Below are 16,756 nucleotides of genomic sequence, written 5' to 3'. Positions count from 1 at the left end.
TTTGATGATTAATTGAAGTTGAAAATCTCTGCTCCTGAATAGGCAAAGTCTGTACACAGTTCAAAGGCTTTTTGTGTCTTTAGCTGTGCTGTACCGCCCATTACAATAGATTGTAGTTTGGCTTCGCCATCCCTGTAATTGCGTACATTCTGAAAGTAACCTGTAACAGCATTGTAAGCCCCGAATAATGTGCCTTTGGTAGTTGCCATTTGTTGGGTGTCGCTTATCATAGCGTATTCAAAGGCATCATCTACGGTGTTTTTAAACACGGTGGAAACTTCATCTTCCGCACCTTTTTTGAGCAGGTTAAGCGTTTCTTTGTTCGGGCAAAGTGCCAACTGGATTAGCTTTCTTACTTCTCGGTCTGTTACCCTTACTTTAGCCCAATCGTTAAAGATGTTCTCTAACTGCGTGCTTAGTGTGTTGGCAAGCCCCATAACCTTGTGAGCATTTTCGAGGCGTTGTTTTGCTCCTGACGTGTGTTTGATACGCACTACATTGGTCATACTCCGCAATGATGCGTTCAGGGTGTTTTGACATACGATACGGATAGGTGTAAACGCTGCGGTAATACTTCCACTACCGTCGTGGCTTGTGGTTAAGAAGATGTACTTTTCTGTAACATCGTCGCCGTTACCTACACGGATATAGTCGGGCAGCTTGGCAGTGATAAAAATACGCTCCCCGTTACCCAATGCTCCTGCGGTTTCGTACAATATTCCCTCGCCTCCGCCTACAATAGCATCAAAGAAATTGAACGCCTCACGGTTTTGTACAATATGGTAGTCTTTGCCTACTACACCCAACGGTGTATTGGTGTCGGTGCGGAGGGTGGCGAAACTGTTAGGTACTAAGATGTCATTGGCTTCAATCAGTTCTCCGTTTTCGCCTATGCTCATTGTTCTGCCCTGTGTAAACAGTGGGGATTTGATAACCTCGTAATCTAAACCTGCGTGTACTATTGCTTCCTCGCTTGTTGGGTATTGCTCTACGATTTGCCCCAAACCGTGCCACGCTTTTTGTTGAACGCTAAAGAATGAATGACGTCCTGTTTGCTCGTTGAAATTGATGTTGTGTGCCATAATGCTAAAATTTTGATGTTTGAAAAAATGTTATTTACTCACTCGCTTTTCTCGTTTCCCGCTTCCCGTTGTGGTTTGCTCCGCTTCGCTTCGCATAAATTTTTCCAAAAGAAAAACCGGAAAAAAGAAAGCAGATAATCCAAGCGGGCAACAGCGTAAAACCGAAAGGAAACGGAATAAGTCCCGGAGGGTGGCAAGGCAAAATGCTGGCTTCGCCGAATTGCTGTGTGTTGCCTTGCCATTATGCCGTAGTCTTTTGGTTGGGCGTGTGAGGTGGCTGCCCGCTATAACTTAGCTGCCTTTTTACCGGTTGATTGTGGAAATTTTCTGTTCTAAATTTTTATGGCATTAATGACCAGGCTATGATAGCCTGTAATAGGGATTTGAAAAATGGAATAGCAGGGAGCGTTAGATAAGGGTTTCGTTTTTCAATTTTCTATTTCTGAAGTAGGTAATAAGCTCTTTTACAGCGTTGGATTGCGTAGAGGAAAATAAATGTGCTTTACCTACACAAAAAGATAGGCATAAAAAAAGCAGAACCGTTAAGTTCTGCTCATTGAGATTAGATAAAAGCTGATTAGATTGCCATCATAAACGCTTCTTCCATTGCCTTGAATTTAGGGGTAACTAAATCCATATCCTTACTGATTTTTTGGCTTGTGATTTTAGCGTAAATCTGTGTGGTGGAAATATTTTTATGCCCCATCATTTTGCTAAGACTTTCAAGCGGTACGCCCTCGGTCAAAAACATTGTTCCGAAAGTATGCCTTGCCGTGTGAAAAGTTACTTTTTGCTCCGTAATGATTTCTGCCTTTTCAACCAGTTTGCCTATGTGAGTATTGCAGGTTGCATTGGTCGGAACCGGAAAGATAAATTCATTCCTTGTCGTACCCTGATATTTCTCAATGATACGTTTAGGGATTTCCATTAACCGAACATTTGAAGCAATATCTGATTTCTTTCTCCTGCTGATAATCCACTGATGACCGTCAAAGAATGATTGAATGTTGTTCCTTGTCAGTTTCTTAATATCCGCATAAGCAAGTCCTGTAAAGCAACTGAAAATAAACAGGTCTTTTACAAGTTCATACCGTTGGTGCGATGGTACGCACATCATCAGCTTTTCAACATCTTCTTTAAGGATATAGCCCCGGTCGGTTTCTTCCATATTGATTTCGTAATCCTGAAAAGGATTATCACGTATCAAGCCTTTTTTAATAGCCAGTTCCACAAGGGCTAATACAGGCATCGTGTACACCCAAACTGTATTGTGGGAGGACTGCAAATCATACCGGAGGTAAAAATCAAACTCCCGGATAAAATCGGAAGTCAATTCCCGAAAAGCCATATCGTCACGATGATAGCGTTCCTTTATAAACGTGGTAAGATGATTGTAAACTGTGATATACTTGTTGTAGGTGCTTTGTGAGCGTTCTTCCTTTTCGACCAATTTTTTAAAATCCTCATTTTGGTCGTTGAAGACTTTAAGTATTGCATCATCCATTACGCCAACACCCAAAAACGATAGCTTTACTTTTTGGGCGGTTGCAAAGCCCTCGTGCTTCAACATATCTTCATAAATCTTGTCGATACGCCCACGTATATTATCCAGTTTTTTATTGATACTTAATGCCTGCGCACTCTTGCCCTGAACTCTTCCGTGTTTTAAATCCCAATTATTGGGGTCAATTTCTAACTTTGTTCCGAAAGTTTTAGGGGTTCCGTCAATGGTAATACGTGCCATAATCGGAGCATTACCGTTCTTTTTCAATTCGTTCTTTTTTAGGTAGAAAAGCAGTTTGAACGTCGATTTTTTTGTCTGTTCCATAACTCAAATGTTTAACGTTTAAAATTAAATTACATTGAGTTACAAGGGAATGTAGAAAAGGGTGCAAAACACTGAAATATAATCAGTTAAACCACACTGTTACCTTTGTCAATCGGTAACGAATTAGTAACCTAACCTAGTCAATTTAAGCCCCAAAACTATCAGACACCGACTTCCGAACTAAGACTACTCTTTTTATAAAGCCTTGTATAGCAAAGGTTTTAACCGTTTTGCTTAATTTTGCTTTTTACTAATCTTTTTTTATAAAAATGATCTGATTAGGCCGCCCCATCGAATGATGACTACCGAAGAGGTCCTGGCCTTGGTACCCAAGCCGATTTATATTCAGTACCAGTGATGGGACGAAAAGCTGTCATCTAGTGCGGTTCGTTTCCAAAAGGGCAAACACGCCCTCATTCTCTAATATCCACAGCCCGATGCGATCGTCTGTAATTCCTTCGCGTAGACGGTAATCAAACATGGGGATCCCCCTCTATATTGGTAGGGATGCCGAAAAAGATATGGGCCGATCGGGACGTTTTAGGTAGTAATCTACGAAATCTATTGTTGTCTTGTCCAGTGTGAGCTTTTCCAAGTTGTCCATCAAGAACCTGATGGTTGCCATACGTGCTTGGAGCTGGCTGCGGTCTGCAAGTGGCTTACGGAACAAGCTGCGCAATGCGTCCTCGCCGCCATAAGTCACGGTTTGGTTAAAACATCCGAATACGCTGCCCGCCCCCTCGTTGAACAATTGTAAATCGGCGAGGGTTTGTTTGTCGATATAAAAGTCGTTCATACAACAAATATACACGGCCAAAATTGGATTTGGTCATCCCGAACGCTAACTTTGGCCATAATGAATATTCTGCTCATTGAAGACGATAGCCGCATTAGCGATTTTGTGGTGAAGGGATTGGAAGAAGTAGGGTACAGCACGGCGCTGGCTACCTCAGCAGAAGCCGCCCGGGAGCTGGTAAACACGCACGATTGGGACGTGATCCTGATGGATATCATGTTACCCGGTATAGACGGCGTGCAGCTCACCAAGCTTATCCGCTATCGGCGCAATCAGACTCCCATCCTGGTGATAAGCGCATTGGATGGCCCCGATGACAAAGTCAACGCATTGGACAGCGGAGCCGACGATTATTTGGTGAAGCCTTTCCACTTCAAGGAGCTGCTTTCTCGTATCAACGCCTTGGTTAGGCGATCCAAATTGGCCCACCAGTCAGACAGTAAGGTATATCGTAGCGGCTCACTCACCGTCAATACAGCCGAGCACGCCGTTCGGTTGGGCGAAGATCGGGTTGAATTGTCTCCCAAAGAATATAAACTGTTGCTTTACTTCCTCGAGCATCCGGGCCGGGTGTTGCCACGTGCGCAGCTACTGCATGCGGTATGGGGAATAGACTATGACAACAGTACCAACGTGGTAGACGTGTACATTTCGTACTTGCGTGCAAAAATAGAGCGCGGGGGTGTAAAATTCATTCACACAATCAAAGGTACTGGATATCTTTGGAAAGAACCTTTATAAACCATACCGTATGACCATTCGCAACCGGCTCACGCTCATTTCATCGCTTACCTTTGGGGTGGTGTTTACTTTAGCGGCCTTTGCGGTTTATTACACCTTCCATGTCACCTCCGAACGTATTATCTTCAGTGAGCTGCAGAAGACCGGATTACTGTCGGCCATGTTTTATCTGGAAGAGGACGAATTATCGGCACGTGAGCACAATCGCATACGGACAGATTTCGAAGTCGAAATGCAACAAACGGATGTGAAGGTATACGACAGCACAAACCGGGTCCGGTACGGCAATGGCCACTCGATGGAACAGGTTGTTCCGGCTGCTTTGCAACGCATTCGGGATGAAGGGCGGGTACGGTTCAAAACGGGAGGGTATTATTATTACGGCCTCTACTATCCCGACAACCAAGGCGACTTCGTTGTGGTCGTTGCCACAAGCAATGTTTTTTTCGCGTCGCAAAGCAACCAATTACTGCTCATGATGGGGATTGCGCTGGCAGTAGGCCTGCTAACTATTTTTCTGCTCAGCTATTGGCTTTCGCGGATAGCCTACCGGCCCATTTCTGCCGTCATCCATCAGGTCAACCAATTGCAGGCCGACAATCTTGAAACCGCATTGACGTTGCCAAAGACCAAGGATGAGCTGCATGAACTCGTTAGCACATTCAATGGATTACTGCTCCGCTTGGCTGATACATTTGTGATCCAAAAAAATTTCATCAACTACGTTTCACACGAATTCAAGACCCCGCTGGCTTCCATCACCGGAAATCTCGAGGTTTTTGCCCAAAGAGATCGCTCCCCTGCCGAGTACAAAGAAGTCAGTCAGACCGTATTGGCGCAGGTGTCGCAATTGGAGCGCATCTTCAACAACCTCATGATACTTGCCGGGCTGCGCAACAATCCAGCAGACAACACGGCTTACCGCATCGATGAGCTATTATGGAATGTATTGGATCGGATTTTCGATAAATGGCCGGAGGCCAAGCCGCTACTGCGTGTGGAGGTTTTGGTGCCCAACCCTGACAAGCTGTTGGCCAAGGGAAATGGTAATCAAATGCAGATGGCGGTATACAATCTGATCGACAACGCCGTTAAATATGCAAATGGCCATCCCGTGGTCGTAACGCTTAGCCAACAGGGCAAATGGTTACAACTCACCGTCCAAGATAACGGAACGGGCATCACTCCCGAAGAATTGAAACACGTGCATCAACCATTCTACCGAGGAAGCAATGTGGGCAATACGAAAGGGAGCGGTATCGGGCTGTCGCTTGCCGTACTTATCTGCAAACAAAACGGGGTCTCGTTTTCCCTGGCATCGGAGATTGGGCGAGGGACTACCGTCACATTGGGCTTTAGTCAACTTTAACCCCTTTCTAAGGCATTTCTAATGTTGCGGTTTTACTTTTGTCGCAACTCAAAATGCTGATTATGTTTTACGAAAAAACCATGTTGTTGGGCATCATGGGCATCGGCGGGCAAGAGCTACTTTTAATAACTTTTGCCTGTTTGTTGCTCTTCGGCGGTAAGAAAATCCCCGAACTGATGCGAGGCCTTGGCCAGGGTGTACGAGAGTTTAAGCGGGGACAGGAGGAAGCGCCCCGTCAGGACGTGGCTGACCAACCGACTGAACAGCACTCATGAGACGCTATTGCATGAGAACCTATTTGTATTCGGTTGTGGTAGCCTTATGCTGCTTTACGGCGGACGCTCGCGGACAATCGTCTGCTGACACGCTGGTGATAAGCCGTGCAGAAGCGGAGGCTGTTTTTCTGCAGCGCAACCTGCAATTACTCGCGGGCAAACTGGAGATCGACGAAGCAAAAGCAAAGGTAATACAAGCCAAGTTGTGGCCCAACCCAACGCTCTCCATCGGCGAGATCAATCTCTGGTCCAATGCTGGTGCAGAGGCGCTCGGTCGCCTATTTGGAACGTGGGGCAACCATGCGCAGGTGGCAGTGGATATCGAACAACTCATCCAGACTGCGGGCAAGCGTAAGAAAATGATAGCTATCGAGGAGACAGGTGCAGCGATTGCCGAACGGAACTTTGAGGATTTGTTGCGAAGTCTCAAGGTTGAATTCCGGTCACAGCTGGCCCAACTTTACAATACGCAGCAGCGGATGAAGGTGTACGAGGAAGTACTCAACCAGCTAAGACGGTTACTTAACGGCTATGAACGGCAAGTGGCGCAGGGCAATGTCAGTCGCAGTGAGTACATGAGACTAAAGGCATCCGAAGTGGAACTCATGAAAGTTATTGATGACATCCGCAAAGAAAACGGAGTGGCACAACGGTCGTTGAAGACATTGATGGGAATACCGCAACAGGGAATGCTGGTGCTGGCAGATGAACACCTGCCGGAAATACCCACAGCTGCCATCCAGATGTTGGATGCCGGCACGGTGCAGGAGTGGGCACAAGCCCATAGTGCCGAGCTGGCCGCTATCGAATTGGGAGCAACCTTTGCGGAGCATGAGTTGAGCTACGAGCGGGCCCAGCGTGTACCGGATCTTACATTGAGCGCCGGCTATGATCGCGGGGGAAATATCATGCGCGATTTCATTGGCCTGGGCTTATCGATAGACATCCCCTTTTTTCATCGTAACCAAGGTAATATCAAAGCCGCCCAAGCTAGACTCGAACAAAGCCGTCTGCGCGCCGAAGACAAAAAGAATGAAGTGGCAGGCATGGCTATCCAAGCGTGGAAGGACCTGTTGGCAATTATTGCGCGAAAGGAGTATGTAGGCGCGCAATACGATGAGGATATGGGCAAGCTGCTGGCCGGCTACCATAACAGTTTTGCGCAGCGTCACATCAGCCTGCTTGAATACCTGGATTTTTTGGAAGCCTACCTCGCTACCAAGGATATCCTCTTAGACACCGATACTGAACTGCTTTCCCAATATGAAACCTTACGGTACCATGTAGGCGACCAGCTCCCCTAATTGCTTTGATAAACAAAATACAACCATGATACACACCATAAAACTATACAGTTGGATAATGTTGTTGCTCGTGATGGCTTGCGGCCGACGCATGCAACTCGTGGAAGAAAAGCCGGAAGGCTTCTGTCTAAGCGACAACCTGCGCCAAGAACTGGTGCTGGATACCCTGCACGAGCGTACCATCACGCAACATGTGACACTGACCGGCGAAGTCTCGTATAACCCCGATAAGGTTGTGCAATTCGTCAGTTGGATAGAGGGCGTGGCTGTGCAGACCCATTTTTCCCTCGGCGACTACGTGAAGCAGGGCCAGGTGCTGGCGACCATCAAAAGCCCCGAGCTTAATACCATGCTCGCAGAAAAAAGAAGCCTACAATCTCAGCGCCAATTGGCCGAACGGGAATACACCGCCGCACGCAGCATGTACGACGATAATATTTCCGCTGAGCGGGATCTCATGCAAGCAAAGTCGGTTCTCGAGAAACTGGACGCTGAGCTTGCGAGCATTGAGGCTAATTTGGCGCTGTTCCATCCCAATCCGGCGCAGGGCGTTTTTGAAATTCGCTCGCCGGCCAGCGGCTACATTGTCGAAAAGAATATCAATCCTGGTATGCCCATCAACGACGGGGACAATCTGTTTACCGTGTCTGGGCTCGATGAAGTATGGGTCATTGCCAATGTTTATGCCACGGACATGCAATTTGTACAGCATCACATGGATGCCGAGATACGAACGCTGGCTTACCCAGGAGAGGTATTCCGCGGACGCATATCAGCGCTTCCTCAAGTGTTTGACAACAACGAGCGGGTGCTCAAAGCCCGGATAGTGATTCGCAACGATGATTTGAAGTTGAAACCAGGCATGTCTGCCGACATTGCTGTCGAGCGGCGGGACCGCGGTACAGCGGTAGCGCTGTCTGCGGATGCGGTCATCTTCGATGACAACCAGTATTTCGCCGTCGTATACAACAGCGATTGCGATCTGCAATTGCGGCGGATTTCGTTTGCAGCGCGCGACAATCAGTGGTATTTCGTGGAAGAAGGGCTCGAGGCAGGTGAGCGTGTTGTCTCCCAAAACCATTTGCTTATCTATGAAAGGATTAAGGGATGAAGAAATTTGTTCAAGGTATCGTCTCCTTCTCGCTCAAGAATACATTTATTGTCTTTTTCTTTACCGCCTTGCTATTGGGTGTGGGAGTCTATTGCCTCGTGCATACCCCCATCGAAGCTTATCCCGATGTGACCAATACACGAGCGCGTATCATCACGCAGTGGCCGGGGCGTAGTGCCGAGGAAGTTGAGAAATTCGTTACCCTGCCGATATCCAAGGAGGTCAACACCATCCCCCGCAAGGCAGAAGTACGCTCCATTTCGCTATTTGGCCTTTCGGTGGTTACGATCATTTTTGAGGACGATGTAGACGACTTCTATGCGCAGCAGTATGCTTCTAACCGCCTGCAGGGTGTTGATCTTCCTGAGGGGGCGGCGGCCGATATTGAGCCTCCTTCCGGCGCCACGGGAGAGATTTTTCGTTATGTGGTAAAGAGCGAACTACCCATTAAAGAGGTCACGGCGATACACGATTGGGTCATTGAGCGGGAGCTGGTGGCCGTGCCTGGTGTGGCCGACGTTGTCAGCTTCGGCGGGGAGGAAAAAATCTACGAAGTTAAAATTAACCCCACGGAGTTGGTCAATTACGATCTGTCGCCATTGGATGTATACGAAGCCGTAAGCAACAGCAACATCAATGTTGGAGGCGATGTGATCCAACGCGGCGACCAAGCCTATGTCGTGCGGGGTATTGGCCTACTCGACAAAGTTGAGGATATTGAAAATATCCTTATCACGGTCCGGGGCAATACGCCAATTTTGGTAAAGCATGTGGCCGAAGTTGAAATATCGGCCAAGCCCCGGCTCGGACAGGTGGGTTTGCAGGACGAAGACGACTTGGTGCAGGGTATTGTCATCATGTTGCGGGGTGAAAATCCCGGAGACGTTATCGCCCGATTGAAAGAAAAAATCACCGAGCTCAACGAGCGCATTCTGCCTGTGAATGTCCATATCGAGCCGTTCATTGATCGTACGGAGTTGGTAGGTGCTACCGTGAATACGGTGAGCAAAAATTTGCTTGAGGGCATTGTGTTGGTCTCCGTTATTGTGTTCATTTTTCTCTTCAATTGGCGCACCACGGTCATTGTGGCTTCCGTTATCCCCTTGGCATTTCTCTTCGCCATCATCATGTTGCGTATTCAAGGCTTACCTGCCAACCTCATTTCGATGGGGGCTTTGGATTTCGGGCTCCTATTGGAAGGTACGCTGGTCATTGTAGAGAGCGTCTTTGTAGGGATGCAAAAGCGCGCCGAACTGGTTGGTATGGAGCGGTTCAATAGCTCCATCAAACTGGGCATTATCAAGAAAAGTGTAGCGAGTGTGGCTACTTATGTGTTTTTTGCGCAACTCATTCTCATCGTAGCCCTGTTACCGATCTTTTCCTTCCAGAAGGTGGAAGGCAAAATGTTCTCGCCCTTGGCCTTTACGCTCGGGTATGCCTTGTTGGGTTCGCTTATCCTCAGTCTGACCTACGTGCCGGCCATGTGCAAGGCGCTACTTCGCAAGAATATACGGGAAAAGGAAAACTTGATCTCCAAAGCATTTCACCACGGGGCCTCGTGGCTGTTTGCGTGGAGCCAACGTCGGCGATGGCTTACCCTGTGGGGGTTTGCCCTGCTTTTGGTCGTCTGCATCGTACGCTTTTTATTCTATGGCTCGGAATTTATTCCCAATCTCAACGAGGGTGCCATCTATGTGCGGGCTACCCTGCCCAATAGCGTCAACTTGGATGAGTCCGTACGCCTGGCCCAAGAAATGAGGCGAAAGCTGCGGACATTTGATGAGGTGAAGTTCGTGATGAGCCAGACCGGCAGGCCTAACGACGGTACAGATCCAACGGGATTCTTCAACATTGAGTTTCACATCCAGCTCCATCCCGAAGGGGAATGGCAGCGGCGCATCAGCAAAGAACAACTGCTTGGCGAAATGCGTAAGGAGTTGGAGTCCTACCCAGGCATTAACTTTGGATTCAGCCAGCCCATCCAAGACAATGTGGAAGAATATGTAGCTGGCGTAAAAAGCTCGTTGGTCGTCAAGATTTTCGGCGAAGATCTCTATCAACTGGAAGACTACGCCGGTCAGGTCGAAAGGGTGCTTAGTACCGTCCCGGGCATCACGGACCTAAAAGTATACAAGAATATCGGGCTGCCAGAATTGCGTATTCAACTGCATGACCATAAGATGGCTCGCTATGCCGTTAATACCGCTGATGTACAGGCTGTGGTGGCGATGGCCATTGGCGGGCAGGCAGCTACACAATTCTACGAAAACGAACGGATATTTGATGTGCGGCTCCGCTTCCAGCGTGAATATCGTGATGATGAGGAAAAGATAGGCAACATTTTGATTCCTACGATGGATGGCAAGTCCGTCCCTTTACGTGAGATAGCTACCATTGGTTTTCATACCGGCCCCGCTTTCATCTATCGGGAAGGCAGCAGCCGTTATATCGGCGTAGGTTTCAGCATTGAGGGGCGCGATTTGGGAAGCACCATCGCTGAAGCCCAACATCGCGTGGCGGCAGAAGTAAATCTCCCGAAGACAAACAAGATTGAATGGGCAGGCGAATTTGAGAGCAAGGAGCGGGCAACTCGCCAATTGGCCGTGGTTGTGCCGGTGGCGCTGGTGCTTATCCTCTTTTTGCTGTACTTTAACTTCGGCAACTATAAAGATACCTTGGTGGCCGTAGGTGCCATCCCTTTTGCCTTCATTGGCGGGTTTCTGTCGCTATGGATCACCGGTACGGTATTTGGCATATCGGCGGGCATTGGATTCATCATCTTATTCGGCGTCAATACCATCAACGCCATCATCCTCATTGCGGTGATGAAGGAAAATTTGCTGCGTAGAAAGTTGCCGCTGGCTGAAGCAATCCGTCAGGGTGTGGACAGCCGCATACGCCCTATCGTCATGATCGCCTTAATGGGATCGATGGGCTTACTGCCTGCTGCTCTTTCCACGGGTATGGGATCGGAGATTCAAAAACCCTTGGCCATTATGATTGTAGGAGGGCTTCTGGTTTGTATGCTGCTTTCATTTACCGTACTTCCTCAGCTGTTTTACTGGATGTATCGTAGCCAAGAAAAAGAAAATAACATGCCGCCTCACCTTGGACACTAAACCCGCAGTGCGCCACGAAACCCTCTGACACCGTAATAGGAGTCGGCGCCATTATGATATACGAAGACACGGCCGAAGCGGCGATCGCAAAAGATTGCCCCGCCGCGTCTTCGGATATCGGCCGGTGTTTTGACCCAGCTTGATGTTTTTAAGTCAAACTCGCCGAGTTGCTGCAACTGTCGGTACTCTTCTTCCGTCAAAAGTTCGACACCCATGGCGGCCGCCATATCCATAGCGCTCGTTGCCGGTTTATGCATTTTCCTTGCCTCCAATGCTTCTCGATCATAGCAAACGCTTCGGCGGCCTTTGGGGCTTTCTGCTGAGCAATCATAGAAAATATACTCGTCCGTCTTCTGATCATAGCCCACGACGTCTGGCTCACCTCCCGTTTTTTCCATTTCATGGAGCGACCAGAGCTTTTCAGCATTGGCTGCGAGCCTCGTATGCACATCGGCCCATTCAAGACCTTCGTGGCGGTTCCTGTTTTTCTCAAAACGTGCCTTTAAAATGCCGAGCAACTCGTCCCGCTGACCAGGTGATAATTCCTTTTGATCGTTTTTCATTATTGTGCTGTTTGTCGTCTTTGCTGGTGACAGTACATAAGTGACCGAAGTTAATTCATTTTATGGTTAATAGAAACTTTTCTGGCTGGCGGTCTGAAATACCACGACAGCGCGGTCAGCGTTAGCAATAACACGGGACCAAATAGTTCCATTATGGAATCACCGGATGCGACGTGCGAAAATATAGCCCCCAACATCGCAAAGAAAAAACCTGCGTAAGCCCATTCCTTCAATAAGGGAAATCTGGGGATAAGGACTACGGCCACCCCTAGAATTTTCAAAGTCCCAAGCAAAGTCAGCAAATAGTCCGGATAACCCAAGTGTTTCATTGCTTCGACTTCTTCGTCCATTTTAATCAATTGCACGATTCCTGTTGAGAGCATTCCCAACGCCAGCCAAAGGGTGGCAATCCAATAAAGGATTTTGTTTCGCTTTGTCATCATGTTTGCATTCGTTTTAAAATAATTTTTCTTTCCGTCTCCGTTTTTGCAAGGGAAAATGCGCGTCGAAGATTTTCAATAGCCTTTTTATCGTCGACGCCTTTGTAGAGTTCGCCGAGTAAGGCGAAATAAAAATGACTGTTTACCAGTTTGAGCTTCTTAGCTTCTTTCAATGCCGTTTCTCTTCCGTCAGCTTTGTATAAGGCATAGGTGCGATTGAGTGCCACGGCAGGCGAATAGTTGATCAGTAGCAATTGATTATAAAGTTGCAGGACCTCTTCCCATTTTTCCCTTGTGTCTGTTCCAGTGCAATGGCAGGAGGCTATTTTGGCTTCGAGATGGTAGGAAGTGATTTCGTTACCTGCGGCCGACCGGCCGAGGAAATACATTCCTTGACGGATTAGACTTTTGTCCCAATTACATGCATGCTGCTGTTCATACAGTACAAAATCCTCTTCGCTGGTTTGCCGCGTACTGAACCGGGAAGCGTGAAAGCACATCAGCGCCATGAGCGCATTGGTTTTAGGTGTGTTGGTGCTTTCATTCTCAATAAGTAAGACTCCCAATCGCAGGGCTTCATGGCATAATTCTTCCCGCAAAATCTGATTTTTGGTTTTCGAATAGTATCCCTCGTTGAATAGCAGGTAAATAATGTGCAGCGCATTGTCCAGACGGGTGTTAATTTCGCTGTTGGGCGGAAACTCCATCTTGATTTTTTCCGCTCGCAACCTCTCTCTTGCACGGAATAACCGTTTATTGATAGTCTCCTTGTTGGTAAAAAACGCTTCGGCAATTTCCTCGATGCTGAAGCCACAGAGTATCCGCAACGCTAAGCCTATTTGCGCTTCGCTGGCAATGGCTGGATTACAAACAACAAAGAGCATTTGCAATTGGCTGTCTTTTATTTGCTGCGTAGAAAAATTTACCTCAGCCATTTCTTCCGCCATTTCCAACTTGCTTTCCCATTGGGGGATGACTTTGTCCGCTAAGATTCTGTTCCTACGGAAGTAGTGAATTGTTTTTTGTTTAGCAACGGTATAGAGCCACGCAGTGGGGTTGGGTGGTAGCCCGCCCTCCTTCCAAGATTCAGCCGCTGTTGCAAACGTTTCACTGACAAGGTCTTCCGCGGTTTCGATGTGCTGCAAACCGTACCGTTTGCTAATCACAGCGACCATTTTGGAAAATTCCTCGCGGAACAAATTTGCAATAATTCCGGTGTCGTTATCCATCATCAACTGCAAAAACCTGCGGGCAAACCGCCGGTTTTGATTTATTTATTTAATGTTGTTCGTACACAGGCCTAATCTCAACACTGCCGCCCTGATCGATGGCGGGGCACCCGTGGGCCAGCGTTGTGGCTTCTTCCAGGTTATCGGCCTTAATCCGCAGAAAGCCGCCCAGCATTTCGTGCACCTCTACAAAAGGGCCATCGGTCACCACGCCACTTTTTTTCAGCACTTTGCCTGTAGATTCGAGCCGGGGGCCGGCGTTTACCACTTTTCCTTGCGCCGCGATACTGCCTACCCAGTCATTCCATTTTTTGCCAAGTTCCTGCATTTTTTCAGGGGTCACCTCACTTTCGTCGGTATTAAAGGGCAAACGAAAAAGAAACATAAACTCTTTCATGGTCTTTGATGTTAAACGATTGAATATACGAATTACAATTGAATAAGGATTGATACGGTTATCATTGGACAAGTTCGGAATATTTTTTTTAAAAGGTACACTTTTAGTGGCAATTGGAATGAACGCAAACCTTTTATATATCTTTGATAATATGCATCGATGGTGCCAAATTTGTTTAACTACATGAGATTATTTTTGTATCCAGTCATTTTCTTTGTTGTACCGTTTATTTTTTCATGCAACCATCAGCGCGAGAATTCACAGGATGAAGCGGAAAGGCGAAAAGCAGATTCATTAGAACAAGTAAGATTAGCCGAAGAAGAGGAGCGCAGGCGCCCACGGACGGCTGATGATATCCAACTTTCCAAAGATCTGGCCTATGATCAATATACACTTGCCGATGAGTATCCTTACAAGGATACGGTTCGGGTATTCCAATGGGATAAAATCAAGGAGAAACTTGCGTATGTGGATAATTTTCAACGAGGTAACAAGCAATATGCGGTATTGCAGAATTATAAAAACAGAAACGGCGAAGCGCCCGTTGTGGCAAACTACGTACGGAATGCCTACAAGCGCGTATCTGACACACTGGGGACCGAGCGTTACCAGTCCGTGCCGCTGTATCGCGAAGGCAATAGCGATGTTCCCATCATATACGGCCGGGACGGTTCGTTGGTTGAATTGTTGAGCAGTGACACCATCCCGATGGTCAAGATAACGGGTATATCTTTCGAAGGTACCTGGGAAGTGCCCAAAAGATATGTAAAGGTCATTGGCGACACCGTGACGTTTCACCATGTCATTGTGGTGGATGTGACCAATCAAAATATCTGCACCATCGAACGTTCCGAAGAAGCGTCTTGGCGGATATTGAGCATGAACCCGGCCACGTCGGGGGTGCATAAGCCTCCATACTCGATGGAGACCCCGGTTGGTATCTTTGTGCTACAGGAAAAGAAACCAAAAATGTTATACTTGAAAGATGGAACTAAAACCATACAGGGCTATGCGCCACATGCAAGCCGTTTTACCAACGGCGGATACATCCATGGAGTCCCTACACAGCACCCCGACGCCAGCATCATCGAGTACAGCGCTACCTTAGGTACTGTACCCCGATCACACATGTGCGTGCGTAATGCGTCTTCGCATGCCAAGTTTATTTACGACTGGGCAAAGACCTTCCAATCGTTAATCATCGTCATTGATTGACATTATTTAACATTTGGCTATTTATATTATTGCTAACTTTGTAGCTGACGTAAAGAAGAGTGCCTATGAATAAGTTGATGCTGATGATGATAGTTGCGGTTGTTGCAGGCTTAGGCTTTCATCCATCTCACGTTAATAAAGCGGAAAACAAAGAAACCAAACCCATCGATTCAGTGATTCCATCACCCGAATTTTCGGAAACCCAAAGACTCTACGACAGCTTGAACCTCCAATCCATTCTTGACTATGAGGCTTTTGAGCAAGCGATGATCGGTTATAAAACAATTCCAGCCAAAAATAAAGATATTCTTACCGTAATCGACTTTACTCGGCCTTCCACGGAAAAAAGAATGTATGTGTTGGATATGAAAAACAAAAAAATGCTGTTTCATACCATCGTTTCCCACGGCCGTAACAGTGGAGGGAAATACGCTACTAAATTTTCCAATAAACATGGTTCTTTGCAAAGTTCGCTCGGGTTTTATCTGACCGATGCAACCTATCAAGGGGGCAATGGCTATTCCCTTCGGCTGACCGGCTTGGAGCGCGGCATCAATGATCAGGCGATGGCCCGGGCGGTAGTCATCCACGGTGCAGACTATTGCAGCGAAGACGTGATACGTGCTACTGGGAGACTGGGGAGAAGCTATGGTTGTCCAGCGTTGCCCAGAGCGCTGAATCGGCCAATCATTGATACCATTAAGAATGGATCATTGCTTTTTATTTATGCAGGAAGTGAAGAATACATGGCCAACAGTAGTGTGCTGAAAAATCACGAACGCCAGCGTTCAAAAACGATGCTGGCGCAAAATGAAAAGGCGAGCTCGGGGCAGACCGCACCGAATACGATGGTGAATTAAGAAGGCCCAACGCAGAAAAACTCATTCTTTGTCTTTGGTATTACGGATCAACGAGATACCTGATGAGAAAAATATCAGGCCCAGGATGCCCACGACAATCAATTCACGTACTTGGTTGCTCTGTTGTACTACCATGACACCGGTGTAGATAAGCCCACCTATACCCAAAACGGTAAGTATGGTGCCAAAAATTCGCTTGATATTCATCCGTTAATGTGTTAGTCTTCAATGGTCGGGCAGAACCTTAATGATTAAAGACATGACTGCTTAATCATTTCGCCTTCAGTGCGCTTTCGCTTTAATCCAAACTGTTGGTTTAACGCCGCAATATCCATGCCTGTTTGCAAGTTCAAGTTGTTTCGTTTTATTGCCCTTTGGCAAGTACCGTCGTTTACCCGTTTTAAGACTTTTTATCTTATCTTTAAGC

Annotated in this window: 16 protein-coding genes; 8 read left to right on the top strand and 8 right to left on the bottom strand. The window is 47.3% G+C overall.

The window, feature by feature from the left end; genetic code table 11:
* Window positions 1-8: 8 nt before the first annotated feature.
* From JHJ32_RS19055 to JHJ32_RS19045, 3 genes are all read right to left on the bottom strand, one after another.
* Window positions 9-1,082, bottom strand: a complete 1,074-nt coding sequence (locus JHJ32_RS19055; RefSeq protein WP_066436458.1) for a DUF932 domain-containing protein — start codon at window positions 1,080-1,082, stop codon at window positions 9-11.
* Window positions 1,083-1,659: 577 nt separating this feature from the next.
* Window positions 1,660-2,910: a site-specific integrase gene (locus JHJ32_RS19050; RefSeq protein ID WP_066436467.1), complete on the bottom strand. Its 1,251-nt coding sequence runs from the start codon at window positions 2,908-2,910 to the stop codon at window positions 1,660-1,662.
* A gap of 493 nt (window positions 2,911-3,403) precedes the next feature.
* Window positions 3,404-3,706 (bottom strand): hypothetical protein, encoded by a 303-nt coding sequence (locus tag JHJ32_RS19045; RefSeq protein ID WP_200122049.1) that lies wholly within the window; start codon window positions 3,704-3,706, stop codon window positions 3,404-3,406.
* 60 nt (window positions 3,707-3,766) lie between these two features.
* Here JHJ32_RS19045 and JHJ32_RS19040 point away from each other — a divergent pair, with 60 nt between their 5' ends.
* The 6 genes from JHJ32_RS19040 (at window position 3,767) to JHJ32_RS19015 (ending at window position 11,625) form a co-directional block, all read left to right on the top strand.
* Window positions 3,767-4,447 (top strand): response regulator transcription factor, encoded by a 681-nt coding sequence (locus JHJ32_RS19040; RefSeq protein ID WP_079718509.1) that lies wholly within the window; start codon window positions 3,767-3,769, stop codon window positions 4,445-4,447.
* Window positions 4,448-4,457: 10 nt separating this feature from the next.
* On the top strand, window positions 4,458-5,816 hold the full coding sequence (locus tag JHJ32_RS19035; protein ID WP_200122048.1) for a HAMP domain-containing sensor histidine kinase: 1,359 nt from the start codon (window positions 4,458-4,460) through the stop codon (window positions 5,814-5,816).
* Window positions 5,817-5,878: 62 nt separating this feature from the next.
* Window positions 5,879-6,091, top strand: coding sequence for a twin-arginine translocase TatA/TatE family subunit (locus JHJ32_RS19030; RefSeq protein ID WP_233632762.1), 213 nt, complete (start codon window positions 5,879-5,881; stop codon window positions 6,089-6,091).
* Between the two features lie 11 nt (window positions 6,092-6,102).
* Window positions 6,103-7,395, top strand: a complete 1,293-nt coding sequence (locus JHJ32_RS19025; protein ID WP_200122047.1) for a TolC family protein — start codon at window positions 6,103-6,105, stop codon at window positions 7,393-7,395.
* 25 nt (window positions 7,396-7,420) lie between these two features.
* Entirely contained in the window at window positions 7,421-8,506 is a 1,086-nt protein-coding gene (locus JHJ32_RS19020) for an efflux RND transporter periplasmic adaptor subunit (RefSeq protein ID WP_200122046.1), read from the top strand.
* A complete protein-coding gene (locus JHJ32_RS19015) occupies window positions 8,503-11,625 on the top strand; it encodes an efflux RND transporter permease subunit (RefSeq protein WP_200122045.1) in 3,123 nt (1,040 codons plus the stop codon). The genes JHJ32_RS19020 and JHJ32_RS19015 overlap by 4 nt, the downstream gene beginning before the upstream one ends.
* Here JHJ32_RS19015 and JHJ32_RS19010 read toward each other — a convergent pair.
* Genes JHJ32_RS19010 through JHJ32_RS18995 form a run of 4 tightly spaced genes read right to left on the bottom strand, consistent with a single transcriptional unit; the run spans window position 11,622 to window position 14,254 of the window.
* Window positions 11,622-12,188, bottom strand: a complete 567-nt coding sequence (locus JHJ32_RS19010) for a DUF4256 domain-containing protein (protein ID WP_079718504.1) — start codon at window positions 12,186-12,188, stop codon at window positions 11,622-11,624. The two genes, JHJ32_RS19015 and JHJ32_RS19010, sit on opposite strands and share 4 nt — an antisense overlap.
* Before the next feature lie 50 nt (window positions 12,189-12,238).
* On the bottom strand, window positions 12,239-12,631 hold the full coding sequence (locus tag JHJ32_RS19005) for a DoxX family protein (protein ID WP_233632761.1): 393 nt from the start codon (window positions 12,629-12,631) through the stop codon (window positions 12,239-12,241).
* Window positions 12,628-13,860: an RNA polymerase sigma factor gene (locus tag JHJ32_RS19000; protein ID WP_233632760.1), complete on the bottom strand. Its 1,233-nt coding sequence runs from the start codon at window positions 13,858-13,860 to the stop codon at window positions 12,628-12,630. Before JHJ32_RS19000 ends, JHJ32_RS19005 begins: the two co-directional genes overlap by 4 nt.
* Before the next feature lie 46 nt (window positions 13,861-13,906).
* Window positions 13,907-14,254: a YciI family protein gene (locus JHJ32_RS18995; RefSeq protein WP_079718503.1), complete on the bottom strand. Its 348-nt coding sequence runs from the start codon at window positions 14,252-14,254 to the stop codon at window positions 13,907-13,909.
* 183 nt (window positions 14,255-14,437) lie between these two features.
* Here JHJ32_RS18995 and JHJ32_RS18990 point away from each other — a divergent pair, with 183 nt between their 5' ends.
* Both JHJ32_RS18990 and JHJ32_RS18985 read left to right on the top strand, forming a co-directional pair.
* Window positions 14,438-15,469: a L,D-transpeptidase gene (locus JHJ32_RS18990; protein ID WP_139378784.1), complete on the top strand. Its 1,032-nt coding sequence runs from the start codon at window positions 14,438-14,440 to the stop codon at window positions 15,467-15,469.
* A gap of 65 nt (window positions 15,470-15,534) precedes the next feature.
* Window positions 15,535-16,329 carry a murein L,D-transpeptidase catalytic domain family protein gene (locus JHJ32_RS18985; RefSeq protein ID WP_079718501.1) on the top strand — a complete coding sequence of 265 codons (795 nt, stop codon included), beginning with the start codon at window positions 15,535-15,537 and terminating at the stop codon, window positions 16,327-16,329.
* Between the two features lie 21 nt (window positions 16,330-16,350).
* Here the strand turns inward: JHJ32_RS18985 and JHJ32_RS18980 are convergent, their stop codons facing one another.
* On the bottom strand, window positions 16,351-16,536 hold the full coding sequence (locus tag JHJ32_RS18980) for a hypothetical protein (RefSeq protein WP_200122044.1): 186 nt from the start codon (window positions 16,534-16,536) through the stop codon (window positions 16,351-16,353).
* Window positions 16,537-16,756: the final 220 nt, after the last annotated feature.

This window comes from Parapedobacter sp. ISTM3, assembly GCF_016533505.1.
In the GTDB taxonomy this organism is placed as follows: Bacteria; Bacteroidota; Bacteroidia; order Sphingobacteriales; family Sphingobacteriaceae; genus Parapedobacter; species Parapedobacter luteus.
The sequence above is the reverse complement of the archived record's forward strand: the minus strand, read 5'-3'. Positions and strand labels throughout refer to the sequence as shown.

What these genes read in the sequence shown, in the direction of transcription:
- JHJ32_RS19020 (WP_200122046.1), top strand. Translation starts at nt 7,421, where the DNA reads ATGATACACACCATAAAACTATACAGTTGGATAATGTTGTTGCTCGTG.
- JHJ32_RS19045 (WP_200122049.1), bottom strand. Translation starts at nt 3,706, where the DNA reads ATGAACGACTTTTATATCGACAAACAAACCCTCGCCGATTTACAATTG.
- JHJ32_RS18995 (WP_079718503.1), bottom strand. Translation starts at nt 14,254, where the DNA reads ATGAAAGAGTTTATGTTTCTTTTTCGTTTGCCCTTTAATACCGACGAA.
- JHJ32_RS19005 (WP_233632761.1), bottom strand. Translation starts at nt 12,631, where the DNA reads ATGATGACAAAGCGAAACAAAATCCTTTATTGGATTGCCACCCTTTGG.
- JHJ32_RS19025 (WP_200122047.1), top strand. Translation starts at nt 6,103, where the DNA reads ATGAGAACCTATTTGTATTCGGTTGTGGTAGCCTTATGCTGCTTTACG.
- JHJ32_RS19015 (WP_200122045.1), top strand. Translation starts at nt 8,503, where the DNA reads ATGAAGAAATTTGTTCAAGGTATCGTCTCCTTCTCGCTCAAGAATACA.
- JHJ32_RS19040 (WP_079718509.1), top strand. Translation starts at nt 3,767, where the DNA reads ATGAATATTCTGCTCATTGAAGACGATAGCCGCATTAGCGATTTTGTG.
- JHJ32_RS19055 (WP_066436458.1), bottom strand. Translation starts at nt 1,082, where the DNA reads ATGGCACACAACATCAATTTCAACGAGCAAACAGGACGTCATTCATTC.
- JHJ32_RS19000 (WP_233632760.1), bottom strand. Translation starts at nt 13,860, where the DNA reads ATGATGGATAACGACACCGGAATTATTGCAAATTTGTTCCGCGAGGAA.
- JHJ32_RS19050 (WP_066436467.1), bottom strand. Translation starts at nt 2,910, where the DNA reads ATGGAACAGACAAAAAAATCGACGTTCAAACTGCTTTTCTACCTAAAA.
- JHJ32_RS19010 (WP_079718504.1), bottom strand. Translation starts at nt 12,188, where the DNA reads ATGAAAAACGATCAAAAGGAATTATCACCTGGTCAGCGGGACGAGTTG.
- JHJ32_RS19035 (WP_200122048.1), top strand. Translation starts at nt 4,458, where the DNA reads ATGACCATTCGCAACCGGCTCACGCTCATTTCATCGCTTACCTTTGGG.
- JHJ32_RS18990 (WP_139378784.1), top strand. Translation starts at nt 14,438, where the DNA reads ATGAGATTATTTTTGTATCCAGTCATTTTCTTTGTTGTACCGTTTATT.
- JHJ32_RS18980 (WP_200122044.1), bottom strand. Translation starts at nt 16,536, where the DNA reads ATGAATATCAAGCGAATTTTTGGCACCATACTTACCGTTTTGGGTATA.
- JHJ32_RS18985 (WP_079718501.1), top strand. Translation starts at nt 15,535, where the DNA reads ATGAATAAGTTGATGCTGATGATGATAGTTGCGGTTGTTGCAGGCTTA.
- JHJ32_RS19030 (WP_233632762.1), top strand. Translation starts at nt 5,879, where the DNA reads ATGTTTTACGAAAAAACCATGTTGTTGGGCATCATGGGCATCGGCGGG.